The organism is Microlunatus parietis, from assembly GCF_013407955.1.
In the GTDB taxonomy this organism is placed as follows: domain Bacteria; phylum Actinomycetota; class Actinomycetes; order Propionibacteriales; family Propionibacteriaceae; genus Microlunatus; species Microlunatus parietis.
Window position 1 is genome coordinate 6,401,021 of record NZ_JACCBU010000001.1, and the last position, 23,975, is coordinate 6,424,995.

24 protein-coding genes are annotated in these 23,975 nt (G+C 72.0%); 13 read left to right on the forward strand and 11 right to left on the reverse strand.

Translation table 11 applies throughout. From position 1 onward, the window contains the following. Positions 1–3: 3 nt before the first annotated feature. From BKA15_RS30850 to BKA15_RS30865, 4 genes are read left to right on the forward strand one after another with little or no spacing between them, the layout of a single operon-like run. On the forward strand, positions 4–933 hold the full coding sequence (locus BKA15_RS30850; RefSeq protein WP_179757497.1) for a type II secretion system F family protein: 930 nt from the start codon (positions 4–6) through the stop codon (positions 931–933). After that, positions 930–1,838: a type II secretion system F family protein gene (locus BKA15_RS30855; RefSeq protein ID WP_179757498.1), complete on the forward strand. Its 909-nt coding sequence runs from the start codon at positions 930–932 to the stop codon at positions 1,836–1,838. Before BKA15_RS30850 ends, BKA15_RS30855 begins: the two co-directional genes overlap by 4 nt. After that, positions 1,835–3,073, forward strand: a complete 1,239-nt coding sequence (locus BKA15_RS37095; RefSeq protein WP_179757499.1) for a sensor histidine kinase — start codon at positions 1,835–1,837, stop codon at positions 3,071–3,073. The genes BKA15_RS30855 and BKA15_RS37095 overlap by 4 nt, the downstream gene beginning before the upstream one ends. Further along, the gene (locus BKA15_RS30865; RefSeq protein ID WP_179757500.1) at positions 3,070–3,687 is read left to right on the forward strand and encodes a response regulator transcription factor; all 618 of its coding nucleotides are present in this window, start codon (positions 3,070–3,072) and stop codon (positions 3,685–3,687) included. Before BKA15_RS37095 ends, BKA15_RS30865 begins: the two co-directional genes overlap by 4 nt. 688 nt (positions 3,688–4,375) lie before the next feature. On the opposite strand, the gene BKA15_RS30870 is transcribed toward BKA15_RS30865, so the two are convergent. After that, positions 4,376–6,292, reverse strand: a complete 1,917-nt coding sequence (locus BKA15_RS30870) for a vWA domain-containing protein (protein ID WP_179757501.1) — start codon at positions 6,290–6,292, stop codon at positions 4,376–4,378. A gap of 226 nt (positions 6,293–6,518) precedes the next feature. Between BKA15_RS30870 and BKA15_RS30875 the strand changes: the two genes are divergently transcribed. Next, positions 6,519–6,758 carry a hypothetical protein gene (locus tag BKA15_RS30875; protein WP_179757502.1) on the forward strand — a complete coding sequence of 80 codons (240 nt, stop codon included), beginning with the start codon at positions 6,519–6,521 and terminating at the stop codon, positions 6,756–6,758. A gap of 83 nt (positions 6,759–6,841) precedes the next feature. Beyond that, a complete protein-coding gene (locus BKA15_RS35120; protein WP_246323359.1) occupies positions 6,842–7,549 on the forward strand; it encodes a pilus assembly protein TadG-related protein in 708 nt (235 codons plus the stop codon). Here BKA15_RS35120 and BKA15_RS30885 read toward each other — a convergent pair whose 3' ends face one another. The 5 genes from BKA15_RS30885 to BKA15_RS30905 all read right to left on the reverse strand — a co-directional run bounded on the left by BKA15_RS30885 (position 7,550) and on the right by BKA15_RS30905 (position 11,541). After that, complete coding sequence (locus BKA15_RS30885) at positions 7,550–7,948, reverse strand: hypothetical protein (RefSeq protein WP_179757503.1); 399 nt, start codon at positions 7,946–7,948, stop codon at positions 7,550–7,552. It abuts the gene before it with no gap. Then, positions 7,945–8,481 (reverse strand): hypothetical protein, encoded by a 537-nt coding sequence (locus BKA15_RS30890; RefSeq protein WP_179757504.1) that lies wholly within the window; start codon positions 8,479–8,481, stop codon positions 7,945–7,947. Before BKA15_RS30890 ends, BKA15_RS30885 begins: the two co-directional genes overlap by 4 nt. Further along, positions 8,478–9,695: a hypothetical protein gene (locus tag BKA15_RS30895; RefSeq protein ID WP_179757505.1), complete on the reverse strand. Its 1,218-nt coding sequence runs from the start codon at positions 9,693–9,695 to the stop codon at positions 8,478–8,480. The genes BKA15_RS30890 and BKA15_RS30895 overlap by 4 nt, the downstream gene beginning before the upstream one ends. A gap of 156 nt (positions 9,696–9,851) precedes the next feature. After that, entirely contained in the window at positions 9,852–10,571 is a 720-nt protein-coding gene (locus BKA15_RS30900) for a hypothetical protein (RefSeq protein ID WP_179757506.1), read from the reverse strand. Between the two features lie 70 nt (positions 10,572–10,641). Beyond that, on the reverse strand, positions 10,642–11,541 hold the full coding sequence (locus tag BKA15_RS30905; protein ID WP_179757507.1) for a hypothetical protein: 900 nt from the start codon (positions 11,539–11,541) through the stop codon (positions 10,642–10,644). Positions 11,542–11,656: 115 nt separating this feature from the next. Here BKA15_RS30905 and BKA15_RS30910 point away from each other — a divergent pair, with 115 nt between their 5' ends. Beyond that, positions 11,657–12,058, forward strand: a complete 402-nt coding sequence (locus tag BKA15_RS30910; protein ID WP_179757508.1) for a DUF192 domain-containing protein — start codon at positions 11,657–11,659, stop codon at positions 12,056–12,058. Here the strand turns inward: BKA15_RS30910 and BKA15_RS30915 are convergent. From BKA15_RS30915 to BKA15_RS30935, 5 genes are all read right to left on the reverse strand, one after another. Further along, positions 12,027–13,091: an SGNH/GDSL hydrolase family protein gene (locus BKA15_RS30915; protein ID WP_179757509.1), complete on the reverse strand. Its 1,065-nt coding sequence runs from the start codon at positions 13,089–13,091 to the stop codon at positions 12,027–12,029. The two genes, BKA15_RS30910 and BKA15_RS30915, sit on opposite strands and share 32 nt — an antisense overlap. Positions 13,092–13,242: 151 nt before the next feature. After that, the gene (locus BKA15_RS30920) at positions 13,243–13,839 is read right to left on the reverse strand and encodes a hypothetical protein (RefSeq protein ID WP_179757510.1); all 597 of its coding nucleotides are present in this window, start codon (positions 13,837–13,839) and stop codon (positions 13,243–13,245) included. Continuing rightward, the gene (locus BKA15_RS30925; RefSeq protein ID WP_179757511.1) at positions 13,836–14,048 is read right to left on the reverse strand and encodes a hypothetical protein; all 213 of its coding nucleotides are present in this window, start codon (positions 14,046–14,048) and stop codon (positions 13,836–13,838) included. The genes BKA15_RS30920 and BKA15_RS30925 overlap by 4 nt, the downstream gene beginning before the upstream one ends. 79 nt (positions 14,049–14,127) lie before the next feature. Further along, positions 14,128–14,436 (reverse strand): hypothetical protein, encoded by a 309-nt coding sequence (locus BKA15_RS30930; RefSeq protein ID WP_179757512.1) that lies wholly within the window; start codon positions 14,434–14,436, stop codon positions 14,128–14,130. Beyond that, entirely contained in the window at positions 14,433–14,840 is a 408-nt protein-coding gene (locus BKA15_RS30935) for a PaaI family thioesterase (RefSeq protein WP_179757513.1), read from the reverse strand. The genes BKA15_RS30930 and BKA15_RS30935 overlap by 4 nt, the downstream gene beginning before the upstream one ends. Before the next feature lie 105 nt (positions 14,841–14,945). On the opposite strand from BKA15_RS30935, the gene BKA15_RS30940 reads away from it, so the two are divergent. Genes BKA15_RS30940 through polA form a run of 6 tightly spaced genes read left to right on the forward strand, consistent with a single transcriptional unit; the run spans position 14,946 to position 23,963 of the window. Next, positions 14,946–16,049 carry a FecCD family ABC transporter permease gene (locus BKA15_RS30940; protein WP_179758804.1) on the forward strand — a complete coding sequence of 368 codons (1,104 nt, stop codon included), beginning with the start codon at positions 14,946–14,948 and terminating at the stop codon, positions 16,047–16,049. Then, on the forward strand, positions 16,046–16,849 hold the full coding sequence (locus tag BKA15_RS30945; protein WP_179757514.1) for an ABC transporter ATP-binding protein: 804 nt from the start codon (positions 16,046–16,048) through the stop codon (positions 16,847–16,849). The genes BKA15_RS30940 and BKA15_RS30945 overlap by 4 nt, the downstream gene beginning before the upstream one ends. Next, positions 16,846–17,856 (forward strand): ABC transporter substrate-binding protein, encoded by a 1,011-nt coding sequence (locus BKA15_RS30950; RefSeq protein WP_179757515.1) that lies wholly within the window; start codon positions 16,846–16,848, stop codon positions 17,854–17,856. Before BKA15_RS30945 ends, BKA15_RS30950 begins: the two co-directional genes overlap by 4 nt. 3 nt (positions 17,857–17,859) lie before the next feature. Beyond that, a complete protein-coding gene (locus tag BKA15_RS30955; RefSeq protein WP_179757516.1) occupies positions 17,860–19,539 on the forward strand; it encodes an ABC transporter ATP-binding protein/permease in 1,680 nt (559 codons plus the stop codon). Further along, entirely contained in the window at positions 19,536–21,188 is a 1,653-nt protein-coding gene (locus tag BKA15_RS30960) for an ABC transporter ATP-binding protein (protein WP_218871651.1), read from the forward strand. The genes BKA15_RS30955 and BKA15_RS30960 overlap by 4 nt, the downstream gene beginning before the upstream one ends. Before the next feature lie 39 nt (positions 21,189–21,227). Then, a complete protein-coding gene (gene polA / locus BKA15_RS30965) occupies positions 21,228–23,963 on the forward strand; it encodes a DNA polymerase I (protein WP_312879557.1) in 2,736 nt (911 codons plus the stop codon). Positions 23,964–23,975: the final 12 nt, after the last annotated feature.

Below are 23,975 nucleotides of genomic sequence, written 5' to 3' on the forward strand. Positions count from 1 at the left end.
ACCGTGCCCCTGATCGTGATCTACGCCGGCCTGGTGCTGTTCGTCGCGTTGTTGATCACCGGCACCGCGCAGTTCTTGATCAACACGGCCGACCAGCGGCGGCTGGTCGCGGCCACTCTGGCCGGCTCGTCGAGCCGAGAACCGGCCGGGTCGCGCTTCGCTCGCTGGAACCAGCAGTTCGTCAGCACCCGGCTGGGCCGGCTGATCGAACGTGATCTTGCCCTGGCCGGCATCCGGCAGGCCCCGCTGACCGTCTTCCTGATCTTGGTCGGGATCACCGTCGCGGTACCGATCGGCTTGGCCCAGGTCCTGGCGCCGGTGTTCGGCGTGCTCGGCCTGGCCGCGGGGTTCCTTGCCTTCCGGCTCTGGGTCAACCGGGCCCGGGACCGACGACGGGAGAAGTTCGTCCAGCAGATCCCGGAGCTGGCCCGGGTGCTGTCCAACGCGACCGACGCCGGGCTCAGCATCGCCACCTCCTGGGCGGTCGCCGAGGAGGAGCTGGCCGAGCCGGCCAAGTCGGAGATCCGGCGCCTGAACACGGCCGTCCGGTTCGGGTCGACGCTGGAGGACGCGATGCTGCAGCTGAACGACCGGCTGCCGTCCCGCGAGGTCCGGGTGCTGATGTCGACCCTGGTGGTCAGCGCCCGGTCCGGCGGTTCGCTGGTCACGGCGCTGCGGGAGATCTCGCAGACCCTGGACGACCGCAAGGAGACCCGCCGCGAGGTCCGTACCACTCTGGCTCAGGCCCGCAGCACCAGCCTGTTGGTGACCCTGCTCGGAGTCTCGATGTTGTTCATGCTCAACCTGGTGCAGCCGGGGACGGTGGAGCGGATGACGCAGAATCCGCTGGGTCAGGTCGCCCTGGTCGTCGCCGGCGGCCTCTTCGTCGCCGGCCAGCTGCTGGTGCACCGGATGACCAGGATCGAGCGATGATGTCCCCGCTCTGGCCGGCGCTGGCCGCGACGGGCGCCCTGGTCCTGTTCCTGATGGGGTACCGGATGCTGCGCGGCCGGGTGGCCGACTACCTGGACGCCTCCGACCTGATCCTGCTCGACGACGAGCGCCGCCGCGAGGCCGTCACCCGGACCTCCCCGTTGACCCGACTGGCCGGCCGGTTCGCCACCCGGCTGCGCCGCCTGATCAGCCCGGCCGTGCTGGACGCGCTGCAGCGGCAGGTCGACTACGCCGGCCGGCCGCCCGGCGTCACGGTGGAGAGCCTGCTCCGGCGGATGTGCTGGTGGCTGCTGCTGATGATCCCGGTCGGCATCCTGTTCGTCGTCCAGGGACAGCTGGTGGCGCTGCCGCTGCTGCCGCTGGTCGCGGTCCTGGTGCCGTTGATGCCGGTCGCCGCCCGGGCCCGGCGCCGCCGCGAGGCGATCGACCGGGACCTGCCGGACTTCCTCGACATCCTCGCCGTCACGGTGAGCGCCGGGATGTCCTTCCGTGGCGCGCTGGCCCGGGTCGCCGACCACTTCTCGGGCGCGTTCTCCGACGAGATCCGGTTGACCCTGGGCCAGCTCTCGCACGGCTCCAGCGTCCGGGTCGCGTTCACCGGGCTGGCCCAGCGGACCGGCTCGGTGGCGGTTCGCACGTTCGTTACGGCGTTCCTGCAGGCCGAGGAGTTGGGTGCGCCGCTGGCCACGACGCTGAACCAGATCGCCGTCGACATGCGCCGGGACAGCGCGCAGCGGATGCGACGGAAGGCGGGCCAGACCGCGCCGCGGGTCACCCTGGTCACGTCGATGGTGCTCGTCCCGGCCTGCCTGATCCTGGTCATCGCCGGGCTCGTCATCGGCGCCGACATCGACTTCGCCGAACTCTTCGAGGCGTTCTCGTGAGCGCGCCCGCCCTCCGGCTGGCCCGGCTGGACCCGGACGCCCAGACCCGGCTGCTCGACGAGCCGCAGTTCGTCCGGCTGGTCCGCGGCGTGTTCACGGCCCGGCTGGTGTTCCTCGCCCTGGCCGCGCCGGCCGCGTTCCTGACCAGCTCCGGCACGCTGCTGTCCGGGGTCAGCCTGGTGCTGTTGACCGGGACCAGCCTGTTGCTCAGCCGCAGCGACCGGGTGATGCACCACCTGCTGCTGCACCCGTTGCTGGCCTCGCTCGACGTCGCGCTCACCGTACTGCTGCTGATCAGTCTGGACGCCGACCAGCCGGCCGGACTCGCCGTCGTCTGTACCGCGCTCGCCGCCGGCCTGCTGTTCCCGGGCCGGATCCTGCTCGTGCTGCTGATCCCGCTGGCCTTCGGCGCGATCGGCTCGCCCGGGCTGATCACCTCCGACGAGGACTGGCGCGGCTGGCTGGTCGAGCTGACCGGGATGCCGGTCCTGGTGGCCGGCGTGTGCCTGATCGGCGCCGTGATCCGCCGGTACGCCGAGCGGATGATCGAGGCCCGCGAGCAGGTACGGGAAGCCGAGGCGGCCGCCGGAGCGGCGGAGGAGCGGGCCCGGCTGGCGCGCGACATGCACGACTCGGTCGGCAAGTCCCTGTACGGGATCTCGCTCAGCGCGAAGGCCCTGACCCGGTCGATCGACACCGATCCGCGGCTGGCCCGCGAGGTCGCCGAGACCCTGTCCAGCTCGGCCGAGACGGCCGCCGCCGAGGCCCGCGCGCTGCTGGTCTCGCTGCGGGTGGGGGAGAGCGACCGGCCGACCATCGAAGTGCTGCGGGATGAGGTCGACCAGTGGCGCGCCGAGACCAGGATCGTGGCCACGCTGACCTCGGTGCAGGCCGTGGACGCCGATCCGCGGGTGACCCGGGAGATGCGGCAGGCGCTCGGCGAGATGCTGCACAACATCCACAAGCACGCGGCCGCGAGTCGGGTCGACATCGTCCTGCGCGGCGACGCCGACCGGATCGAACTGGAGGTGTCGGACGACGGCCGGGGCTTCGATCCAGACGCCGTCGCGGCGGGAGAGCGGGACGGCCATTTCGGGCTACGGGGGCTGCGGGAACGCGCCGAGAGCGTCGGCGGGACCTCGGCGGTCGAATCGACGATCGGGAAAGGGACGACGTACCGATGGACAGCACAGCGTCAGATGAACGACAGGCCGATGACACCGGGGTCGCCATGATCACCGTCGGCATCGCCGACGACAACGCGGTGGTCCGGGCCGGGATCCGCGGCCTGCTGGCCACCACGCCGGACATCCAGGTCGTCGGCGAGGCCGGCGACGGCGCGGCGGCGGTGGCGCTGGCCCGGGCCAAGCGGCCGGTGGTGATGCTGCTCGACGTACGGATGCCGCGGCAGGACGGCGTCACCGCGGCCGGCGAGATCGCCCAGCTGACCAACGTCTTGATGCTCACCTATTCGGAGGCACCGGACGTGATCTCGGCCGCCGTACGGGCCGGGGCGAAGGGCTATCTCGTGCACGGGCACTTCGGCGACACCGAGCTGATCCAGGCGGTCCGGATGGTCGCCGGCGGGATCGGGACGTTCTCGGCGCAGACCTTGGCCGCGCTGTCCAACCCGGCCCCGAGCGTGGCTCAGCTGGCCGAACGCTTCGGTCTGTCCGAGCGGGAGGCCGAGGTGATGGACCTGATCGCCAAGGGCTCGGCCAACACCGACATCGCCCGCGGCCTGTTCATCTCCGAGAAGACCGTGAAGAACCACATCAACCGGATCTTCGCGAAGCTGCAGGCCAACAACCGAGGCCACGCGATCTCCCTCTGGCACGCCGGCTCCTAGTGTCGTGTGGGGCGGAGAGTCCTCGCCCGCTGCTCTGGTCGTGACGACCGTGGTGCGGAGGTCTCAAGATCATCGATCGACGCTTCGCCCACGCCGCTGCTCCCAACTTTCCTCCGGGTGCTCCGGCTGCTCGAGCCTTGGCGGGAGGTCCCGGAGCCTGGCGAGGGGAGCACGAGCGCCCGGGCGCGGCGAATCAGACCGTCCTCGTTCGCTCGTGGGCGCGCGTGGAGGCTGAAGACTGGCACGACGGTGAGCGGATCTCGGCTCGCCGGCTGGCGGACGAGGCCGACGCGATGGAGGCCAGAGCTCGGCGGGTGCGTACAGGCCCGGCATCTGCGCGGCGTCGTCTCGAGGTTCCGCTGCCGCCGCGACTCGTCGTCGATGCGCCGGCCTGGTCCCCGTACCTCGCCGAGGGAACGCGTCAAACGAACACCGAGCGGACGCCTTGACCGGATCACGAGCGAATTTCGGCGCCCTGGGGGTCCGCTGCGCCCGGCCGGACCCCCTGCCGGCGGAACCTGCGGGCCCTCTCTCGCTCCGCGTCGGGACCGGTCCGCGCGGTCGCGCACGGTGTTCGTCGGTCGGCCGCCTCGCACGTTCGGCCTGGCCGGGCCTGGGTCCCGGGCGCCGTCCCCGACGCCCAAGCCTGCACGCTCGCTATCGCAGCGTGCCCTCACCAGCATCCGCGCTAGGAGGGGCGTTTGCGGCGGCGGAGGACGAGGACGGTGATCACGCCGGCGACCAGCAGGACGCCGAGCAGGCCGAGGGTGCCGAGCAGGGCGCCTTCGAGGCGGCCGGGGTCGACCGGGCCGGCGGAGTTCGTCGGGCCGGGCGTCGGCTCGGAGCCGGGTCCGCCGGGGGAGGTGGCCGGGTCGGTCGGGGCGGCGGTGGACGGTTCCGGGGTGGGCGACGGCGACGCGTAGACGGGGAGGCCGGCCGGCGCGCCGTCGACGGCGATGTTGAGTTGGATCGGCATGATCCGGCCGCTCTCGGAGTCGAGGTTGGGTGACAGGGCGACGGCGAGGTAGTGGACTCCGCCGAACGTCGCCGCGCCGATCGCGCCCGTCTCGCCGTCCTTGATGTCGATCTCGCGGTTCCGGATCCGGAGTTGCGGGGTGCCGGTGGTGAGGCGGGTCGGCTGCTCGATCTCGCCGACCATGCCGCTGGAGTCCTCGTGGATCGTGTTCCGGATCGGCGAAAGCAACCGGACCTTCGGGGTGACGGCGACGGAGCCCTGTGCGGATTCCGTACCCGGCTGCGGGAAGTCGACGGTCGCCCGGATCGTCTGTCCCGGCTCGGCGGCGATCCGGTAGAACAGGGTCTCGCCGGCGGCGATGGTGTCCCGGTAGCTGCCCGGCTTCAGCTCGGCCGCGTTCGAGAAGGCGGTGCCGCCGACCACGGGCGCGGACTTGCGGCTCGGGACGGTACTCGCGCCCTTCCACGCGGTCAGGTTCTTCGGCAGTTCGGCCAGGTTCGTGATCGGTGGATCCTCCCGGACGACGAGCTCGACCTTCGCCGTGGCCTTGTTGCCCTGGTACGAGGTGCGTACCACTTCGAGCAGGACCGGTTCGCCGACGCACCGGTCGGCCGGGTCGAAGCCCCAGTAGGCGGTCGTCACCGAGGCAGTGTGGACCGACGTACCGAACGAGGCCGTGCCGCCCGACGTGCCCGTCGTACAGGTCTCACCGTCGTCGGTCAGCAGCCGCAGGCTCCAGGTCTCCTGGTTGAACCCGCCGCGGAACGGTGACACGACGGTCGACAGGGCCGCGCTGACGGTCGAACCGGGGGTTCGCTCGATCCGGTAGTAGCGCGGCTTTGCGGTGGCGTCGTAGCTGTCCACGTACTGCCCGGGGGCGGCGACCGGAGCCTCGCCGCGGTCGAGGCTGCCCTTGATCGGAGCCCCCGACGTGGTGAACGGCCGCAGCGCCCGCTTGGTCAGCTTCTGCAGCGAATCGGTCAGTTCCTCGGTGTCCTCGGCGTCGTAGTAGCTGCCGTCGGTGACGTCGACGATGCAGCGGAGTTGCTGGCGGGCCTTGGAGTTGACGTCGAGCCCGATCGCGTTGAACTGCAGGTCGACCCCCGCCGCGGCGAGCTTCTCGGCCACCGGGCAGGGGTCCGGGACGCAGTTCTCCTCGCCGTCGGAGACGAGCACGACGACCCGCTTGCCCTGCCCGCCGAGGTCCTTGATCGACTGCTCCAGCGCGTACGAGATCGGAGTCTCACCGACCGCGTCGAAGGAGTCGATCGCCCGGTGCATCCGGGCCCGGTCCAGCCGCCCGACCGGCATCACCGATTTCGTGTCCTGGCATGCCTTCGGGTTCTCCTCCTTCGGCTCCTCGATCTCGGAGCCGTACACCCGCAAGCCCACCTGGGTGCCGTCCGGCAGTGCGTCGGCGACCTGCTTGAGGGCGGTCCGGGCCGCGGCCAGCTTGGTCCCGCCGGACGAGATCTTCTCGTTCATCGAGCCGGACACGTCGAGCAGCAGCAGGATCTTCACCGGATCGTCGGCGCGGGCGAACTGCCCCGCTGCCGTCGCCATCGTCGCGGCCAGGACGAGGGTGAGGACCGCGACGAGCGCCCGCCGGACCCGCCTCCGCTGTGCCATCGTCGCTGGTCCTCCTGGGCCTCGTTCGACTCGCTGTGCCAAGGCTACGGGAGCGGACGCGCAGGCAGGGAGAGGCGAGCGGGCAGCTTGGGCCCTGGATTGGGCCTCTGGACCCATGGCTCGGGCGCCGGATCGCCGTAGTTTGAGGTCATCGAGACGGACCCGGGAGACCGGGACACAGAAACTGAAACGGCTGGTCAGAGCCGGGAACCGGAAGGGAAGCATCATGGACAAGCTGTTCGTCACGCTGTACGTGTGGCAGCTCACCGTGGCTGACAAGCTGCGGGCCCGGCGTGAAGCCGGTCAGGGCACGTTGGAGTACGTCGGCATGATCGCCGTCGCGGCAGTGATCATCTTCGCCGTCATCGGGGTGCTGAAGGGCGCCGAGCTCGGCGAGTGGGTCAGGGGCTTCATCGACGCGGTCAAGGGCTCGGTGCAGGTGCCGGGAGTGCCGCCCGCGAACTGAGGCATCAATCGATCCGGCGGTGGCCGGGGTGGGTGAACCCCGCCCCGGCCATCAGCGGTTCCCACGGGGAGGAGGTCTGGGTGATGAACAGGTACGGCAGCAGGCCGGCCGACCGCGGTTCGGGCCCGGTCACCGTGGTCCTGGTCCTCGGCATCTGCGCGCTGTTGTTCGTGATCGGCGTGGTCGCCGTCGGCGCGATGGCCCGCGAGGAACGCTCGGCCGCGCAGCATGCCGCCGACGCGGCCGCGCTGGCCGGCGCCCAACGGGTCCTGGACGACCTGCCGGGCCTGCTGGCGGACGGCTTCGCCGCGGTGACCAGCCTGCCCGAGCTGGCCGGCGCCGGCCCGTGCGGCCAGCGCGGCAAGGTCCGGGCGGCCGAGCTCGCGACGGCCAACGGTGCCACCCTGACCTCGTACTGCTGGAACGTGCTGACCGACCGGGTCACTGTGACCGTCCGGCTGAACCACACCGCCGAGGGCGAGCCGGCCACCGCCGAGGCCGAGGCCGAGACCCGGTTCGCCTTGTCCCGTTGCACGATCGCGTCCGACTTCGAAACGCCGACGCCGACCCCGTCTCCCACCCCCACCCCGACGCCGACCGGCCCCGCACCGTCGCCGACCGGACCGCCGCCGCCCCCGCCCCCTCCGCCGCCGCCACCGCCGCCGGTCGAGACCTCGATGGACTGTGGGTTCGGTGCGCTGACGTTGATCTTCGACCCGGGCACGCTGCGGTTCACGTTCGTCGATCTTGATCTTGCCCTGGCCGACGTACGGCCGCGGTTGACCGGGTGATCAACGGTCGGCGAGCCGGTCCCGGATCCAGCGGTACGGCTGGAAGGCCGGCAGCCGCCGGCCGGTCAGGGCGACCAGCACGGGGCCGACCAACCACGGCGCTCCCGCGAGCAGCCCGGCCGGCACGCCCGCGTCGACGGCGACCACGACAGCGGTCAGCCAGCCGACCATGATCGGTATGCCGCCGCCCCAGAGCAGGCAGCGCAGCCGGGTCCGTGCGGTTCGCTCGGTGAAGACGACCCCGACCAGGGCCGCATAGCAGCCGAGCAGGACCGCGGCGAAGGACAGCCGCACCGGGTCGGTGGTGGCGCTGCCGGACAGTGTGGCCGACATGCCGGCCCCGGCGATGATCAACGAGACCAGGGCCGCCGCCCAGCCCGCGCCGAGGTTCTTGATCATGCCGACCACCGTACGGAATCGAGGATCTGATCGGCCCGGCCCGCGGTCAGCCGCTCGGTGCCCAGCACCGCCAGCACGGCCGTCGTGCCGGCGTTCTCGGTGATCAACACCGTGCCGCGGTAGTTGATCTTGGGCGACGGCCGGTAGGAGAGCGGCGACCGCAGCGCGGGCGACCCGTCCTGGGTGGTCCGGGACCTGGCCGGCCCGGCCGTGAGACCGGGCAGGCCGCCGCCCGCGCCGGACGCCAGCAGCAGCCCGAACGCCTCCTCGGGGGCGACGTCGGCCAGGTCGGCCCGGGCCAGCACGATGATCGACGGCACCCCGCCCTCGACGAACTGACCCTGCCACTGCCAGCCGGCCCGCGGCGGGTCCAGCGCCCGGACGGTGGCCGGCACCTCGAAGCCGAACCGGCCCAGCAGGACCGGTGCCGCCTGCGCCCGGGGGCTGCCGGCCGTGACCGCGAGAGCGGCCAGGGCGAGCCCGATCAGGGACCGCCGGGACCAGCGCCGGACCGGCTCGCCGCGGATGATCATGACCGTCCGCAGGCCGGGTCGTCGACCAGGGTCCGGGCCGAGCCGTCCGGGCGCGGCGCCAGCTGCTGGACGGAGGCGAGCCGGACGTCGGTCCACTCGGTCCGCCGGGACAGCCGCACCTCCTCGCCGGCCCGGCCGAGCGCGGTGGCGGCCGCGACGCCCTGATAGCGGAGCACGGTCACCGTCGCGCCGCGGCTGAACCAACTGGCCAGCCGGTCCTTCGGGTCCGGCGCGGCGAGCCCGAACAGGTCCCGGGTCGACACGGCCAGCCCGCCCGGCCGGCTCAGCCACTGCTCGGCCAGCTCCCGCTCGTCGTCGGCCCGGATCGGCAGGTCGACGTACCCGATCGAGAGCGAGTCGGTGATCTTGGGCCCGCCGTCGATCAGGGCCCCGTCGGCGACGACCATGATCAACACGCGGGTCAGCCGGGCGTCGGCATCCCTGGTCCAGCTGATCACTCCGGCGGCCTCGCGGCCGGTGATCATCCCGGCGACCGGTGCGATCACGGTGAGCTGACGGTCGGTCGTCCGGTAGCGCGCGGTGGCCGGCCGGTCGCCGTCCAGGACCAGCCGGTCGCGGCCCGGTGTCGGCGCCTTCGGTGATCCGTCGATCACCGGGAATGGCGCGTCGCGCAGCGCCACGGTGCTGTAGCGCACGGTCGGCGGCGGTGTGCCGGGCCCGGCGGACGGATGCACCAGCCGGGCGAACAGGGCCATCGCCGACCGGCTGCGGGCCTGATGATCATGGTGGTCCTCGAGCGCGACGGCGAGTTCGCGGACGTCCTGCCCGGCCGGCACCAGCCATTCGGTCTGGGCCGGGATCTCCAGTCCCGGCGCCGGGATCCGGGTCCGGCGCGGCTCGCCGGCCAGCACGGCCGGGGGATCGGCGGCGGTCGGCGGTCCGGCCTGCACCACCGTGTCGCCGGACCGGGCCCGGCTGGTGGTCAGCGCGAGCCCGCTCGGCAGGGTCAGCGTCTCGGTCCGTACCTCCGGCAGGGCGGTGTCGAGGGCGGCCAGGAAGCGACACCGCGGCTCGCCCAGCCGGACCGGGTCCAGGACGGGGAGCGGATCGCGACAGGTCGCCAGGCCGAGCGAGCCGACCAGGCAGGCGACCCGGGACACCGCGGCCTGCCGCGGGCCGAACGCGAAGCTCATCAGGCCGGCGATCGCGATCGCCGCCAGCCCGGCGACGATCAGCCGGTCCAGGATCCGCATCCGCAGACCGAAACGCTCAACGGAACGTCGTAGCCGAGCCACCGCATCCCTTCCGCAACCCGTCCGGGGAGCAGAGTGCAAGGAACGTTCAGCACCCTCCTGGGGCGGAGCCTAGCGGAAACGAAGTTACGTCGAGCGGGGTCCAGGACCCTGCTGTCACATGGAATCCGGGACCGGGAGGTCCGGCTCGGCGACCACCGCCGTGTCCTCGACCGTCCCATCCGCGCGGACCGTCAGCTCGTGTTGGACCAGGCTCGTTCCGGTCACGGTCCAGAGCGTGACCGACCACGCGTCGCCGTCGGCGACCGGCCGCGGCGCGGTGATCTTGGACCGGAGCTTCTTGATCAACGCGTCCCGGGCCCGGCTCTGCTCGGCGGTCGGCTTCGGCAGCCACGTGACGTCCTCGACCCGCTCCACCCGGTAGGACCACTTCCTGAAGTCGCGCGTCGTGTCGAGGAAGGTCCGGGCGACGTCGGCGGCGGTGTCCTGGCTCGGTTCGGTCCCGCGGACCACCGCATTGAAGCCGTCCGGCCGGCCGGTGAGCAGCTGCACCTCGTCGGTGTCGGAGAGCGCGACGTAGACCCGGCGCGGGTGGTGTGCGCCGTAGTGCAGGACGTCGATCAGGATCCAGCCGTCCAGCCACTCCGCGGGCACCTCGGTGAGCGTGGTGCGGGCGGCGTCCTCGACCAGCGTGGCGGTGTCCGGGGACACCGGCTGCAGGGCCCGGGCGAGTCGGGTTCTCATGTCACCCTCCTGACCTGATGACGGCGGGCTGCTCGGCGGGTCGGCGGGCGGCGGCGTGACCCCGGGAACGCAGCCGCCGAAGGCCAGCGCGGCGATCGTGACGATCGTGGCGATCAACGGCGTCCTCCGCATCGGGACCGCCTCCTTTCCGGCGACGCGGTCAGTCTTCCACAGCGCGGGCCGATCCTCGGGGCGTGCCATCTCAGTGCACCCGGTCCCAGGCGTCGCCGTAGTAGTCCACGTACGACTGGCCGTTGTTGGAGGTGGTGATCGAGCCGTTGTAGAAGCCCTCGGCGACCGCAGCGCGGCCGGCCCGATCGGCCTCAGCTTCCGTACGGCCGTCCTGGATCGCTTGTTCGTAAGCGTTCTCGTAGTTCTGCTCGGACTGGTTGGTCGCCGCGTCGTGCCCGGCGGCGCGGAACTCGCGGGCCGCGTAGATCTGCTGGATGGTGCCGTCGATCTCCTCGTCGATGGCGGCCCGGACGTAGGCGTCCCGGTCCGGGTTGCTGATGTCGGCGCTGCGGCCCTCGGCGGTGTAGCGGGCGTGGTTCGCCTCGTGCACCAGCACGGCCGCGTCCTCGTAGCCGGGCCCCAGGACGATCTTGGTGCCGTCCCAGTACGCACCGGTCGCATTCGGATCGATCTCCACCTCGATGCCCTGATCGGCCAGCCACTGCAGCGTCAGCCGGCCGCGCTCGGTGGAGAGCATCGTCTCGACCAGATCGGAGTCGGCGTCGAGGCCCTGCGGCAGGTCCACCGGCGGATCGGCTTGATCATCGGGGCAGCCGATGCCGAACAGGTCGCAGTACCACGGCGTGTCGTCCGCGCCGTCCTCGTTCCCGCCGCAGCCCCAGCCGAAGACGGTGCAGACCCACGGTTCGGGGTCCTCCGGATCCTGTTCCTGGCTGGGATTCTCCGAACAGCCGGCCGAGCCGAGCGTGATCACCTTGCAGAGCGCGGAGCCGGCCAGGCTGCGGAACTCGGAGTGCTGCGCGGCCAGGCTGATCACGACGCCGATCACGATCACCGCGGCGGCGGCGATCGCGGCGACGTACTCCAGCGTGGCCTGGCCGCGCTGGTGCCGTCCCTGGGTCCTGATCATGAAGTCATCCTGGTCGGGCCGGGACCCGTCGGTGAGAGTCCACGGGCCCAGCGCGGGGCCCAACCTGCCCGGCCGGTCCTGGGCCCAGAGACCCAGCGGCGGTAGGGTCGTGATCATGGTCGCCGAACGCGTCTTCGGGCCGGGGCCGCACCGGCTACGCTACAACGGGTCCGACGTCGCGCCACTCGCCGTCGCCGAGTCCTACCGGACCCGGCAGCGCGGCCTGCTCGGCACCGACGCCGTGATCGGCGCGCTGTGGATCACCCGCTGCCCGTCGGTGCACATGATCGGCATGCGGTACCCGATCGACGTCGCCGTGGTGGACCGGGCCGGCCTGGTGTTGTTGATCAAGACGCTGCGGCCGTGGACCGGCGGCACCTGGCCGCGGCGCGGCGCCAGCGCCACCATCGAGGCGGCCGCCGGCGCGATGGCCGAGTGGGGGATCGAGCCGGGCGGTGTGCTGGAGATCGTCCGTGCCGCAGCCGTTACCGGGGATCCTCCAGCTGCTGCTGGATGAGCTTCGCGAACGCGGCATGGCCCTTGGCGTTGGGGTGGAAGCTGCTCGGGTCGACCAGCATCAGGCCCGGGCCGCCCCAGTCGAGATCGTTGAACCAGGGGTCGTCGCTGCCCAGCCCGTGACCGCGGAACGCGTCGGTCGGATCGACGAACTCGACGCTCGCCTCGGCGGCCGCGGAGGCCAGCACGGCGTTCAGGTCGCCGGCCCGCTCGTTCATCCATTCCTGGTCCTCGGCGAACAACAGGTTGCCGTAGTCGTCGTCCGGGTCCTCCACGAACAGCGGCGGGTAGCCGACGACGATGATCCGGGCGTTCGGCGCCTTCTGCCGGGCCTTCTGGTAGAGCTCGACCAGTTCGGAGCGCAGCTCCGGCAGCCGCTCGGAGATCCGTTGATCATGCTTCTCCTGGCAGGAGTCGATCATCCCGACGCCGCCCTCGCCGTTGATCACGCAGTCCCGCAGTACGTCGGCGAAGCCGAGGTCGTTGCCGCCGACCGAGAGCGTGACCAGGGACGTGTCGTCGTTCAGCGCCGCCAGCTGCGGGTCCTCACCGGTGTTGTCGCCATTGGGCCGGGTGAAGTCGTCGATCACCGCCCCGGAGCAGGCGACGAAGCCGCTGCCGCCGGCGAAGTCGTTGTCGGCGGCCAGGATCTGGGCGTACGCGTTCTTGGAGCGGTGGCACCGGTTGTGATCTTCGTCGTCGTTGTTGAACGGCCACAGGTCGTCCCGGTCGTCGTAATCCGTACCCTCCTCGTAGTCCCAGGCGCCTTCCCCGGAAGCGAAGCTGTCGCCCAGGGCGACGTATTTCCCGGTCAAGGCCTGTTGGTACGGGGTCAGCGTCAGCCGGTTCACGCAGTTGGCCTGCCGGGTGATCGAGCAGATCGCCTCGGCGGCCATCGCCTGGAGCTGGCCGCCGATCCCGGCCAGGGCGATCCCGATGATCAACACCGCGCCGGTCGCGATCGCGGCGACGTACTCCAGGGCACCGGTGCCGCGATCGGTCCGCCCCTGCCGGGTGCGCCACGTGTTGATCATGAACCGACCGTACGGTCCGGTGCGGGCCCGGCGCCTGAGCCCGGAGGCCCAATCCGGCTAGGTCCCCGGACCCAAGATCAACTTCGGTTCATGATCGACAACGGCCGTCGGACGGGATTCGTCCGGCGGCCGTGGGTTCGGTATCGCGGGTCTACTTCGGTACGGCGGCAATAGCCCGCTCGAGCACCTTCGGGTCGGGTTCGCGGCGCAGGCTGTAGGAGAGGAAGGCGATCATGGTGTTGCCGCGCCGGAAGAAGGCCAGGTCGGTGATCAACCCCGGGTCGGTCTCGGGGGTCTGGCGCCAGCTGACGACGCCGGGCCCGGCCGTGTCCAGCCGCAGCGGCTTGATCAGGAACGTGGCACTCTTCGTCTGCCGGGTCCCGGTGGCGACGTAGGAGGTGCAGCCGGGGACCTCGCCGGAGAGCCCGGTGATCACCTGCTCGGCGGTGTCGTCGGCGTAGCTGCGCACGTATTGCTGGACGAACGGGCCGAACGGGCCCATCGAGAACCGCGCGCTGGCCGTCGCGGCGGGTTCCGACGGCTCCAGGTCGACCCCGCAGACCTGGGTCCGGTAGCCGGTCTGCGGATCGTTGCTCGGCCGCCACTCCTTCGGCAGGTCGTCGACGCTGATCAGATAGTCCTCCGGCCGTACGTCCGGCGGCGGCACCGGCTGCGCCGCCGGCTGGCAGGCCGCGACCACGGAGCTGATCACCACGGCGAGCAGCAGCAGCGGCAGCCGGCCGGTCACGGCGTCCTCGGTGACCGGTCGGCGCAGTCCTGCTGCGGGGTCAGGGAACACAGCGCCTGGCCGGTCAGGGTGCGCAGTTCGCTGCCCCAGCCGGCTAGCGCGATGCCGATCACCAGGACCACGGCCAGTGCCACCACGCCCACGTACTCGAGGACGCGGGTGGTCTGGTGCCGTCCCGCCGCGGCTGCCCGTACCCGAGAGTTGATCATGGTCCGACCCTAGGCCGAGCGACCGCCCGGGCGCCTGAGTCCGCAGGCCCAACCTCCTTGGGCCCCTGGGCCCAACGCCTCAGCCGGCCGGGACCGGGACCAGGACCGCGATGGCGAGGGCGGCCAGGGCGCCGCCGACGGCGATCCCGGTGGCCAGCCAGGCCCGCCTGCCCGATTCCGCGGGCCGGCGGTTGACGACGAGGCCGACGATGGCGGCGACCAGCCCGATCAGGGCCAGCAGGCCGACGAACTTGCCCTTGGTGGCCTCGGCCATCGCCGCCGCGGAGCGGGACAACTGGAAGTTCAGCACCAGCGCGACGAAGATCATCGCCAGGTTGGCCGGGACGGCCAGCAACGCGAGCAACCAGGCGGCGGTACGGGACGTCATGTCCGGCGGTCGATCAGCTGGCAGGTGACCCGGGCCGTGCAGACCCGGGCACCCTGGTCGTCGTGGAGGACGATCTCGTAGGTGGCGACCCGGGAGCCCCGGTGCAGCGGGACCGCGGTCCCGGTCACCCAGCCCTCCCGTACGGCCTTGTGGTGAGTGGCGTTCAGGTCGACGCCGACGGCCACCTTGTCGGGCAGGCCGTGCGCCGAGGCACCGATCGAGGCAAGCGTCTCGGCGAGCACGCAGGAGGCCCCGCCGTGCCAGAGCCCGTACGGCTGGGTGTTGCCGGTCACCGGCATCCGGCCGACCACCCGCTCCGCGGAGGCCTCGAGGAGTTCCAGTCCCATGCGGCCGTCCAGCGCACTGGACAGCGTGGTCACCCAATCGGGCAGCGCCGTGGTCATTCCAGAAGGGTAGCCAGGACCGCCGGCAGATTCCGGGCAGATTCTGGGAGCACGACGCCCAAGTTGCAGATGAGAATCATTGTCAGTTAGGTTTCGTTGGTGATCATGGACGCCCAGGTGCCCTCGCTCGGGTTGCGCAGGGCCGCCGACGTCCGGGTCCGGCTGGCCCGCCGGACCGCCCTGCTGTGTGTCGCCCTGACGTTGTTGATCATGGTGCTGATCGTGATCTCGGGAGCGGTCGGTTCGGTCGCAGTGACCCCGGCCGACGCGGCTCGCCTGGTGGTCGGGCACCTGCTGCCGGGGATGCCGTGGATGTCTGACGGATCCCTGACCCCGTTGCAGGACCAGGCTGTTTGGCAGTTCCGGCTGCCGCGGGCTCTGCTGGCGGGGCTGGCCGGAGCCGGGCTCGCGCTGGCCGGGGCGCTGATGCAGGTGACGGTACGGAACCCGCTCGCGGAGCCGTACATCCTCGGCGTCTCGTCGGGCGCGAGCGTCGGCGCGGTGCTGGTGATCGTCTTCGGCTCGGCGGTGCTGGGCGGCCTGTCGCTGAACCTGGCCGCGTTCGGCGGGGCGCTGGCCGCGTGCGGGTGCGTGTGGGCGCTGGCCCGGAAGAACGGAGCGCTGTCGCCGACCCGGATGATCCTCGCGGGCGTGGCGCTGGGCACCCTGCTGAGTGCGGTGACCAGCTACCTGACCATCTCCACCGACGCCCAGAACGTCGTCAGCGTGCTGTTCTTCCTGCTCGGCAGCGTGTCGGCGGCGACCATGGCGAGCCTGGTCGGCCCGGCGGTCGCGGTCGTCGTCGCCGCCCTGATCGCGGCCCTGCTGGCCCGCTCGCTCAACGCGTTGATGACCGGCGACGAGTCGGCCGTGTCGCTCGGCATCGACGCGTCCCGGCTGCGCGGGGTGCTGCTCGTCGTGGCGTCGCTGCTGACCGGCACCGTCGTGTCGGTCGCCGGCGGGATCGGGTTCGTCGGTCTGGTCGTCCCGCATGTCGCGCGGATCGCGGTCGGCGCGGACCACCGCCGGCTGCTTCCGGTGACCCTGCTCGGCGGGGCGTCGTTCCTGATGATCGCGGACCTGCTCGCGCGTACGGTCGCGGCGCCCACCGAGATCCCGCTGGGCATCCTGACCGCCTTCGTCGGCGCCCCCTTCTTCCTGTGGCTGATGCGGCGCGACGGTGCCGACCGGGCGGGGTTCGGCCGATGAGGGTGGACTTCGACGGCGTCACCGTCACCCTCGGCGGGCGGGACGTGGTCCGGGACGCGACGCTCGCGGTCGAACCGGGCAGCGTGGTCGGGCTGGTCGGCCCGAACGGCAGCGGGAAATCCTCGCTGCTGCGTACCCTCTATCGGGTCCTGACCCCGCGGCTCGGCACGGTACGGATCGACGGGCTGGACGTGCGGCGCCTCACCGGCCGGCAGGCGGCCCGGGCCGTCGCGGTCATGCTGCAGGACCCGCCGACCGACTTCGACCTGAGCGTCCAGGAGACGGTGCTGCTGGGCCGGGCTCCACACCACGCCTCGTTCGGGCGCGACACCCCGGCGGACCTGCGGATCGTCGACGACGCGATGCGCCGGGCCGAGATCACCGACCTCGCCGACCGGATGGTCGCCACCCTCTCCGGCGGGCAGCGGCAGCGGGTCATGCTCGCCCGCGCGCTGGCCCAGGAGAGCCCGGTGCTGGTGCTGGACGAACCGAGCAACCACCTCGACATCAGCCACCAGCACGAGCTGATGAGTACCGTCCGCAGCCTCGGCCGTACGGTGATCGCCGCGCTGCACGACCTGAATCTCGCCGCCCAGTACTGCGACCGGGTCGTGGTGCTCGCGGCCGGCCGGGTCGTCGCCGACGGCCCGCCGACCCGGGTGCTCACGCGTGAGTTGATCACCGCCACCTTCGAGGTCGAGGTCCGCGTCCTCGGCGATCCCGACCAGCCGGTCTTCGCCTTCCGCCGCCTCGCCGCCGACGGCACCTCCACCCGCACAGAAAGCCACGCCCGCTCATGATCATCTTTCGTCCCGCCCTCGTCCGCGCTGCCGCCGTCCTCACCGCCGGGACCCTGTTCCTGACCGGCTGCGGATCGTCCGTGACGGCTCCTTCGGAACCAGGCGGCCAGTCCGCCGCGGCGGTGACGCTGGTGAACTGCGGCCGGGAGGTCGTCGTCGACGGGATCCCCGAGGCCGCCGTCGGGATGCACCCGGCGCAGACGGAACTCATGTTGCGGCTCGGCCTGGCCGATCGGCTGGCCGGGCAGGCCCAGGCCACGGCGCAGGCGCTGCCCGACGACGTGGCGCCGCTGGCGAAGGACGTACCCGTCATCGGTGACGTCAAGCCGCCGAGCCGCGAGGACCTGCTGGCCGTCGAGCCGGACTTCGTGTACTCGCCGACCACGTACGAATTCACCGCGGAGCAGGGTTTCGCCAGCATCGAGCAGCTGGAGCAGGCCGGTGCCGCCGTGTACGTGGCGGGCGGCGGCTGCCAGGAGCGCCGGATGACCGGCGAGGTCCGCGACCTGTTCACCGACCTGGAGCACCTCGGCCGGATCTTCCGGGTCGAGAAGGCCGCCGCCGAGCTGGTGTCCTCGAGCCAGGCGGAGCTGGACCAGGTCGCCGCTGCCGTGGCCGGGGTGGACCGGCTGCGGGTCGCCCAGGTGTACGTCGACGGCACCACGCTGCAGGCGATCGGGGCCGGCGTCGAGTACGACATCCTGCGCCAGGCCGGTGCCGACAACGTCTACGCACCGGACCAGCCGGCGTTCGCCGAGTTCTTCGCGGCCACGATCACGCCGGAATCGCTGGCCGCCGAGCAGCCGGAGGCGCTGGTGTTCGCCGCGTACGACGAGCAGCACGAGGCCGCGACCCGGAAGTACCTGACCACGACGTTCCCGGATCTGCCGGCGGTCCGGGACGGCCGGCTGATCGCGGTCTCGACGTCAGACATGTTCCCCGGAACGCTCGGCAACGTCTCGGTGGTGCGGCGGATCGCCGAACAGCTCTACCCGGACGCCTTCTGAGCCGTGATCCATCGCCGTCTGCTGCAGCTCGCCGGCGCCGTCCCCGGGGCCATCCTCGGGTTGGCCGCCATCGGGATCGTCATCGCCGCGCTCCAGGTGACCTTCGCGATCACCGCCGGCTCGGTGATCGCCGCCCTGGTCCGCGGCACGGGAGACCCGTGGCCGGCGATGGCGACCCTGGCCGCGGTGACAGTGGCCCGCGGGCTGCTGGTCTGGGTACGGGAGCCGGTCGCGGCCCGGGCCGGCGCGGCGGTCCGGATCCGGTTGCGTCGCCGGCTGCTGGGCCGGCTGTCGGCCGTGCCGGTCGCCGAGCGGGATTCCGGGCAGGCCGCCGCCACCGTGATCGACGGGGTCGAGGGCCTGGACGCCTACTACACCCGCTACCTGCCGCAGCTGCTCGTGGTGCTCGTCGTGCCCGCGGCCGTCGTCGCCCTCACGCTGACGTACTCCACGACGGCCGGGCTGGTGCTCGCCGGCGCCGCGGCCATCGCGGTGATCGCGCCGCGGGCCTGGGACGCCCGGCTGCTGCGCAACGGGAGGCAGCGCTGGGAACGGTTCGCCCGGCTGTCCTCGGACTACGTCGAGGCGCTGCAGAACATCCCGCTGCTGCGGACGTTCGGTGCCGCCGGCCGGACCTCCGCCCGGCTGGCCGACGACGCGGAGGGCCTGCGCCGTTCGACGATGGCGCAGCTGCGGTTGTCGCTGGTCGAGACCGGGTTGAGTGCGCTGGCCGTACAGCTGGGCACCGTGCTGGCCGTGATCGCCGCACTGGCCGCGGTCGTCGGCGGCAGTCCCGAGGCGGCCGCAGCGGTCACCGTCCTGCTGTTGGCGCGCGAATGCTTCCGCCCGGTCCAGGAGCTCGGCGCGGCCTGGCACGCCGGCTACCTCGGCCTGACCGCGGTGGACGGGCTGGACCGGCTGCTGGCGTACCCGGCGGCGATCATCGAGGACGGCACCCGATCCGAGCCCGCTCGCCATGGTGTGGTGGAACTCGATGATGTCGGCTACCGCTATCCGGGTACGGATCGCGGCGTCGCCGGCCTCACCCTGCGGATCGCTCCGGGGGAGACCGTCGCCGTGGTTGGCCGGTCCGGATCCGGGAAGAGCACCCTGGCTCGGCTGCTCGAGCGGGACGTCGATCCCGCGGCGGGTCAGGTCCTTCTCGATGGTATGGAGCTGCGCGGCTATACGCAGCAGGCCCGCAGCCGCAGCGTCGTCGTGGTGCCGCAGGATCCGGTGTTCTTCGCCTGGACCGTCCGCGACAACCTGCGGCTCTACCGGCCCGCCGCGACCGAGGCCGAGGTCGAGCAGGCCGCCGAGACCGCCCAGCTGCGGGATGTGATCGGCGGGCTTCCCGACGGCTACGACACCGTGCTGGCCGAGAACGCCGAGCAGCTCTCCGGCGGGCAGCGGCAGCGGCTGGCCATCGCCCGGGCCCTGCTGGCGACCGCCCCGGTGCTGGTGTTCGACGAGGTCACCTCGGCCCTGGACCTCGACACCGAACGGCGGGTCATGGACGGCGTCGCCGCGGCAACATCCGGCCGGACCACGATCCTCATCGCGCACCGCGACACGGCCTGCGCCCACGCGACCCGCTGGATCGCGCTGGACCAGGGGCGCATCGCGGACACCGGCGACGGCCCGCCGTCGGCGCGGGCCTCGCTGTCGGGACGGATCCGGTGAGGACTGTGCTCCGGCTGCTGCCGATCATCGCCGAGCGGCGCGCCCTGTTCGTCGAGACCGTGCTGTGGAGCGTGGTCACCCAGCTCGCCGTCCTGGGCATCGCGCTCGGCCTGGCCTTCACCGTCGGCCACATCATCGCGGGCGCACCCGTACCACTGTCCGGTCTGGCCGGCGGGCTGATCGGGCTCGCGGTCTTCGCCTCGCTCACGGCGTGGCGGGAGTCCTGGGTGTCGCACGACCTCGCGTACCGGATCATCGGGGACCTCCGGGGCCGCGTGTTCGACGTCCTGCGGCGGGCGCTGCCGTCGCGCCGCCGGCAGCACCGCAGCGGCGACCTCGCCACCACCGTGATGGCCGACATCGAGACGCTCGAATGGCTGTACGCGCACACCGCCGCGCAGACCCTCAGCGCCCTGCTGATCCTGGTCGTCGGGGTGACGGTGTCGGCGTCGCTCAACCCGTTGTTGCTGCTCGTCTGGCTACCGCTCCTCGTCGTCGGGGTCATCGTCCCGCTGCTCACCAGCGCTCGGGCACGCCGTGACGGCGCGCGCCTGGCCGCCGGCGCCGCCGCCCTCCGGGCCGACCTGCTCGACGTGGTCCGCGGGCTACGGGAGCTCACCGGGGCGCAGGCGCTGGACCGGCAGCTGGACCGGCTGACCGAGGACACCCGAGCCCAGGCACGCCTTCAGGTACGGGAAGCCGCGCGGCTCGGGGCCGAACGCGGCATCGCCGACGTGACGCTCGCCCTCGCGGCGCTGGGCGCGATCCTGATCGTGGTGGTCGACCGGACCGGGATGGCGGCCGCCGACATCCCGCTCGCCGTTGCGGTCGCCGTCGCGGGTCTCGGACCGGCCGCGCAGATCGCCGACCTGCTCCGCAACGCCGGCACCCTGCGCGCGGCGGCGGAACGGATCACCGGCGTGCTCGCTGAGCCGCCGGCCGTCGTTGATCATGGGCACGGTGCGGGCGGCGATGCCGTACCGGCTCGGGACGAGGCGGGGCTCGTCTTCGACCAGGTGTCGTTCCGGTACGAACCCGGGCGGCCCGTGCTGGACCGCCTCACGCTGCACGTACGTCCCGGTGAGACGGTTGCCCTGACCGGGCCGTCCGGCGCGGGGAAGACGACCGCCGCCCGGCTCGCGCTGCGGCTCTGGGATCCCGACGCCGGCTCGATCCGGATCGACGGAATCGACCTGCGCCGGCTGGGCGACGACGAACTCCGGGCCGCCGTCGCGGCCGTACCGCAGTCCTCGCCGCTGCTGCGCGGCACGATCCGCTCCAACCTCGTCCTCGGCGACCCCGACGCGACCGAAACCATGATCAACACCGCGGCCCGGTCCGCCGGGCTGCTCGACCGGGAGAGCGCCCTGCCGCTCGGCCTGGACACGCCGGTCGGCGAGCACGGCACCGGGCTGTCCGGCGGGCAGCGGGCCCGGGTCGCCCTGGCCCGGGCGCTGCTCCGCGACCCCCGAGTCCTGGTGCTCGACGAGGCCACCGCCTCGCTCGACCCGGACGCCGACGCCGTGATCATGGAGTTCCTGCAGCGCTCCGCCGACCGCGCGACCCTGCTGATCGCGCACCGCCCGGACACCATCGCGGCCGCCGATCGCCGGGTCCCGATGCCGGCGTACGACGACTCCTCAGCCTGACCGCCCTGACTGTCGGAGGTTGTCGCTAGAGTCGCCTGCGTGTCGACCATCACCGAAACCGCAGCGTCCGCCCCCGCCGAGGCGGGCGAGCGCCCGCGCCTGCTGCTGATCGACGGCCATTCGGTCGCCTACCGGGCCTTCTTCGCCCTGCCGGTGGAGAATTTCAGCACCAAGACGGGCCAGCACACCAACGGCGTCTTCGGCTTCACGTCGATGTTGATCAACGTCCTGCGGGACGAGCAGCCGACCCACCTCGGCGTGGCGTTCGACGTGTCCCGGAAGACGTTCCGGTCCGAGCTCTACACCGAGTACAAGGCGAACCGGAGCACCTCACCGGACGAGTTCCGCGGCCAGGTCGACCTGGTCAAGGAGGTGCTGAACGCCCTCAACATCGCGCATGTCGACAAGGAGGGCTTCGAGGCCGACGACATCATCGCGACGCTGGCCCGGCAGGCCGAGGCCGAGGGCTTCGACGTGCTGATCTGCACCGGCGACCGGGACGCGCTGCAGTTGGTGACGGACCACGTGACGGTGCTCTACCCCCGCAAGGGCGTCTCCGACCTGGCCCGGATGACGCCGGAGGCGGTACAGGAGAAGTATTTCGTGTCGCCGCAGCGCTACCCCGAGCTGGCCGCGCTGGTGGGGGAGTCCAGCGACAACCTGCCGGGCGTGCCGGGCGTCGGTCCGAAGACCGCGGCCAAGTGGCTGGAGAACTATGACGGCCTGGAGAACCTGTTCGTCCACGCCGGCGAGATCAAGGGCAAGGCGGCGGAGGCGTTCCGGGAGCGGATCGAGGACGTCCGGCGCAACCGCCAGGTGAACGCGCTGATCACCGACGTCGAGCTGCCGATCACGGTGACCGACCTGCTCCGCCGCGACTGGGACCGGGAGGCCACCCACCAGCTCTTCGACGGGCTGGAGTTCCGGGTGCTCCGGGACCGGCTGCTGGAGACCTTGCCGGCCGAGGAGACCGCACCCGAGGGCGGCTTCGAGGTCGAGGGCGAGCGGCTGGCGCCCGGGGCCCTGGCGGGCTGGCTGGCGGAGCACGCGACCGGCGAACGGACCGGCGTCGACCTGATCGGGAGCTGGACGGCCGGCACCGGCGATCTGCGGGCCATCGCGCTGGCGGCCGGGGACGGCGCCGCGGCGTATCTGGACGTGACCGAGCTCGACCCCGCCGACGACGCGGCGCTGGCCGCCTGGTTGGCCGACCCGGACCGGCCGAAGGCGATCCACGACGCGAAGGGGCCGCTGCTGGCGATCTGGGACCGCGGCTGGGAGCTGGCCGGGCTCACCTCGGACTCGCAACTGGCCGCCTATCTGATCCGGCCGGACCAGCGCACGTTCGACCTGGCTGACCTGACCCTGCGGTACCTGAAGCGCGAGCTGCGGGCCGAGGACACCGGTGGGGAGGCCGGTGATCAATTGGCGCTGGACTTCGGCGACGACGACTCGGGCGCCGACGCGGCGGCCAACGCGGCGATGATCCGAGCCCACGCGGTGATCGACCTGGCCAACGCGCTGGACGCGGAAGTCGAGCAGCGCAACGAGACGATGCTGCTCCGCGAGGTCGAGCTGCCGCTGCAGCGGACCCTGGCCCGGATGGAGCGCACCGGGGTCGCGGTCGACGTCGATCACCTGGAGGGACTGGAGGGCGAGTTCGGCGCCAAGGTGGCTGCGGCCGCCGAGGAGGCGTTCTCGATCCTCGGCAAGCAGATCAACCTGGGCTCGCCGAAGCAGCTGCAGACGGTGCTGTTCGACGAGCTGAAGATGCCGAAGACCCGGCGGACCCGGACCGGCTACACGACGGACGCGGACGCCCTGCAGCAGCTGTACGTGAAGACCGAGCACCCGTTCCTGGCCCAGTTGCTGCTGCACCGGGACGCGACCCGGCTCCGGCAGACCGTCGAGGGCCTGCTCAAGTCGATCTCCGACGACGGCCGGATCCACACCACCTACGGGCAGACGATCGCCGCCACCGGGCGGCTGTCCAGCACCGAGCCCAACCTGCAGAACATCCCGATCCGGACCGAGGAGGGCCGCCGGATTCGGGAGGCGTTCGTCGTCGGCGAGGGGTACGAGACGCTGCTCACCGCCGACTACTCCCAGATCGAGATGCGGATCATGGCGCACGCCAGCGGCGACGAGAGCCTGATCGACGCGTTCAAGTCCGGCGCCGACTTCCACACCGTGACCGCGGCCCGCGTGTTCGGGGTGGAGCCGGACTCGGTCAACCAGGCCGAGCGGGCCAAGATCAAGGCGATGAACTACGGCCTGGCGTACGGGCTGAGCGCGTTCGGGCTGAGCCAGCAGCTGGGCATCGAGGTGTCCGAGGCCAAGGGCCTGATGGACGAGTACTTCGAGCGGTTCGGCGGGGTCCGCGACTATCTTCGGTCGCTGGTCGACGACGCCCGGCGGACGGAATACACGGCGACCCTGCTCGGTCGTCGGCGCTACCTGCCCGACCTGACCAGCAGCAACCGGCAGCGCCGCGAGATGGCGGAGCGGATGGCGCTGAACGCCCCGATCCAGGGCTCCGCCGCCGACATCATCAAGATCGCGATGCTGGACGTCGAGCAGGCCCTCGCTGATCAAGGTCTGCGGAGCCGGATGCTGCTCCAGGTGCACGACGAGCTCGTCTTCGAGGTCGCCCCCGGCGAACGCGACGCCGCGATCGACCTGGTCGAGGACAAGATGAGCCACGCCGTCGACCTGAGCGTCCCGCTGGACGTCTCCGTCGGCCTGGGCCGCTCCTGGCACGAGGCTGCCCACTGACGCTCGGCCGTC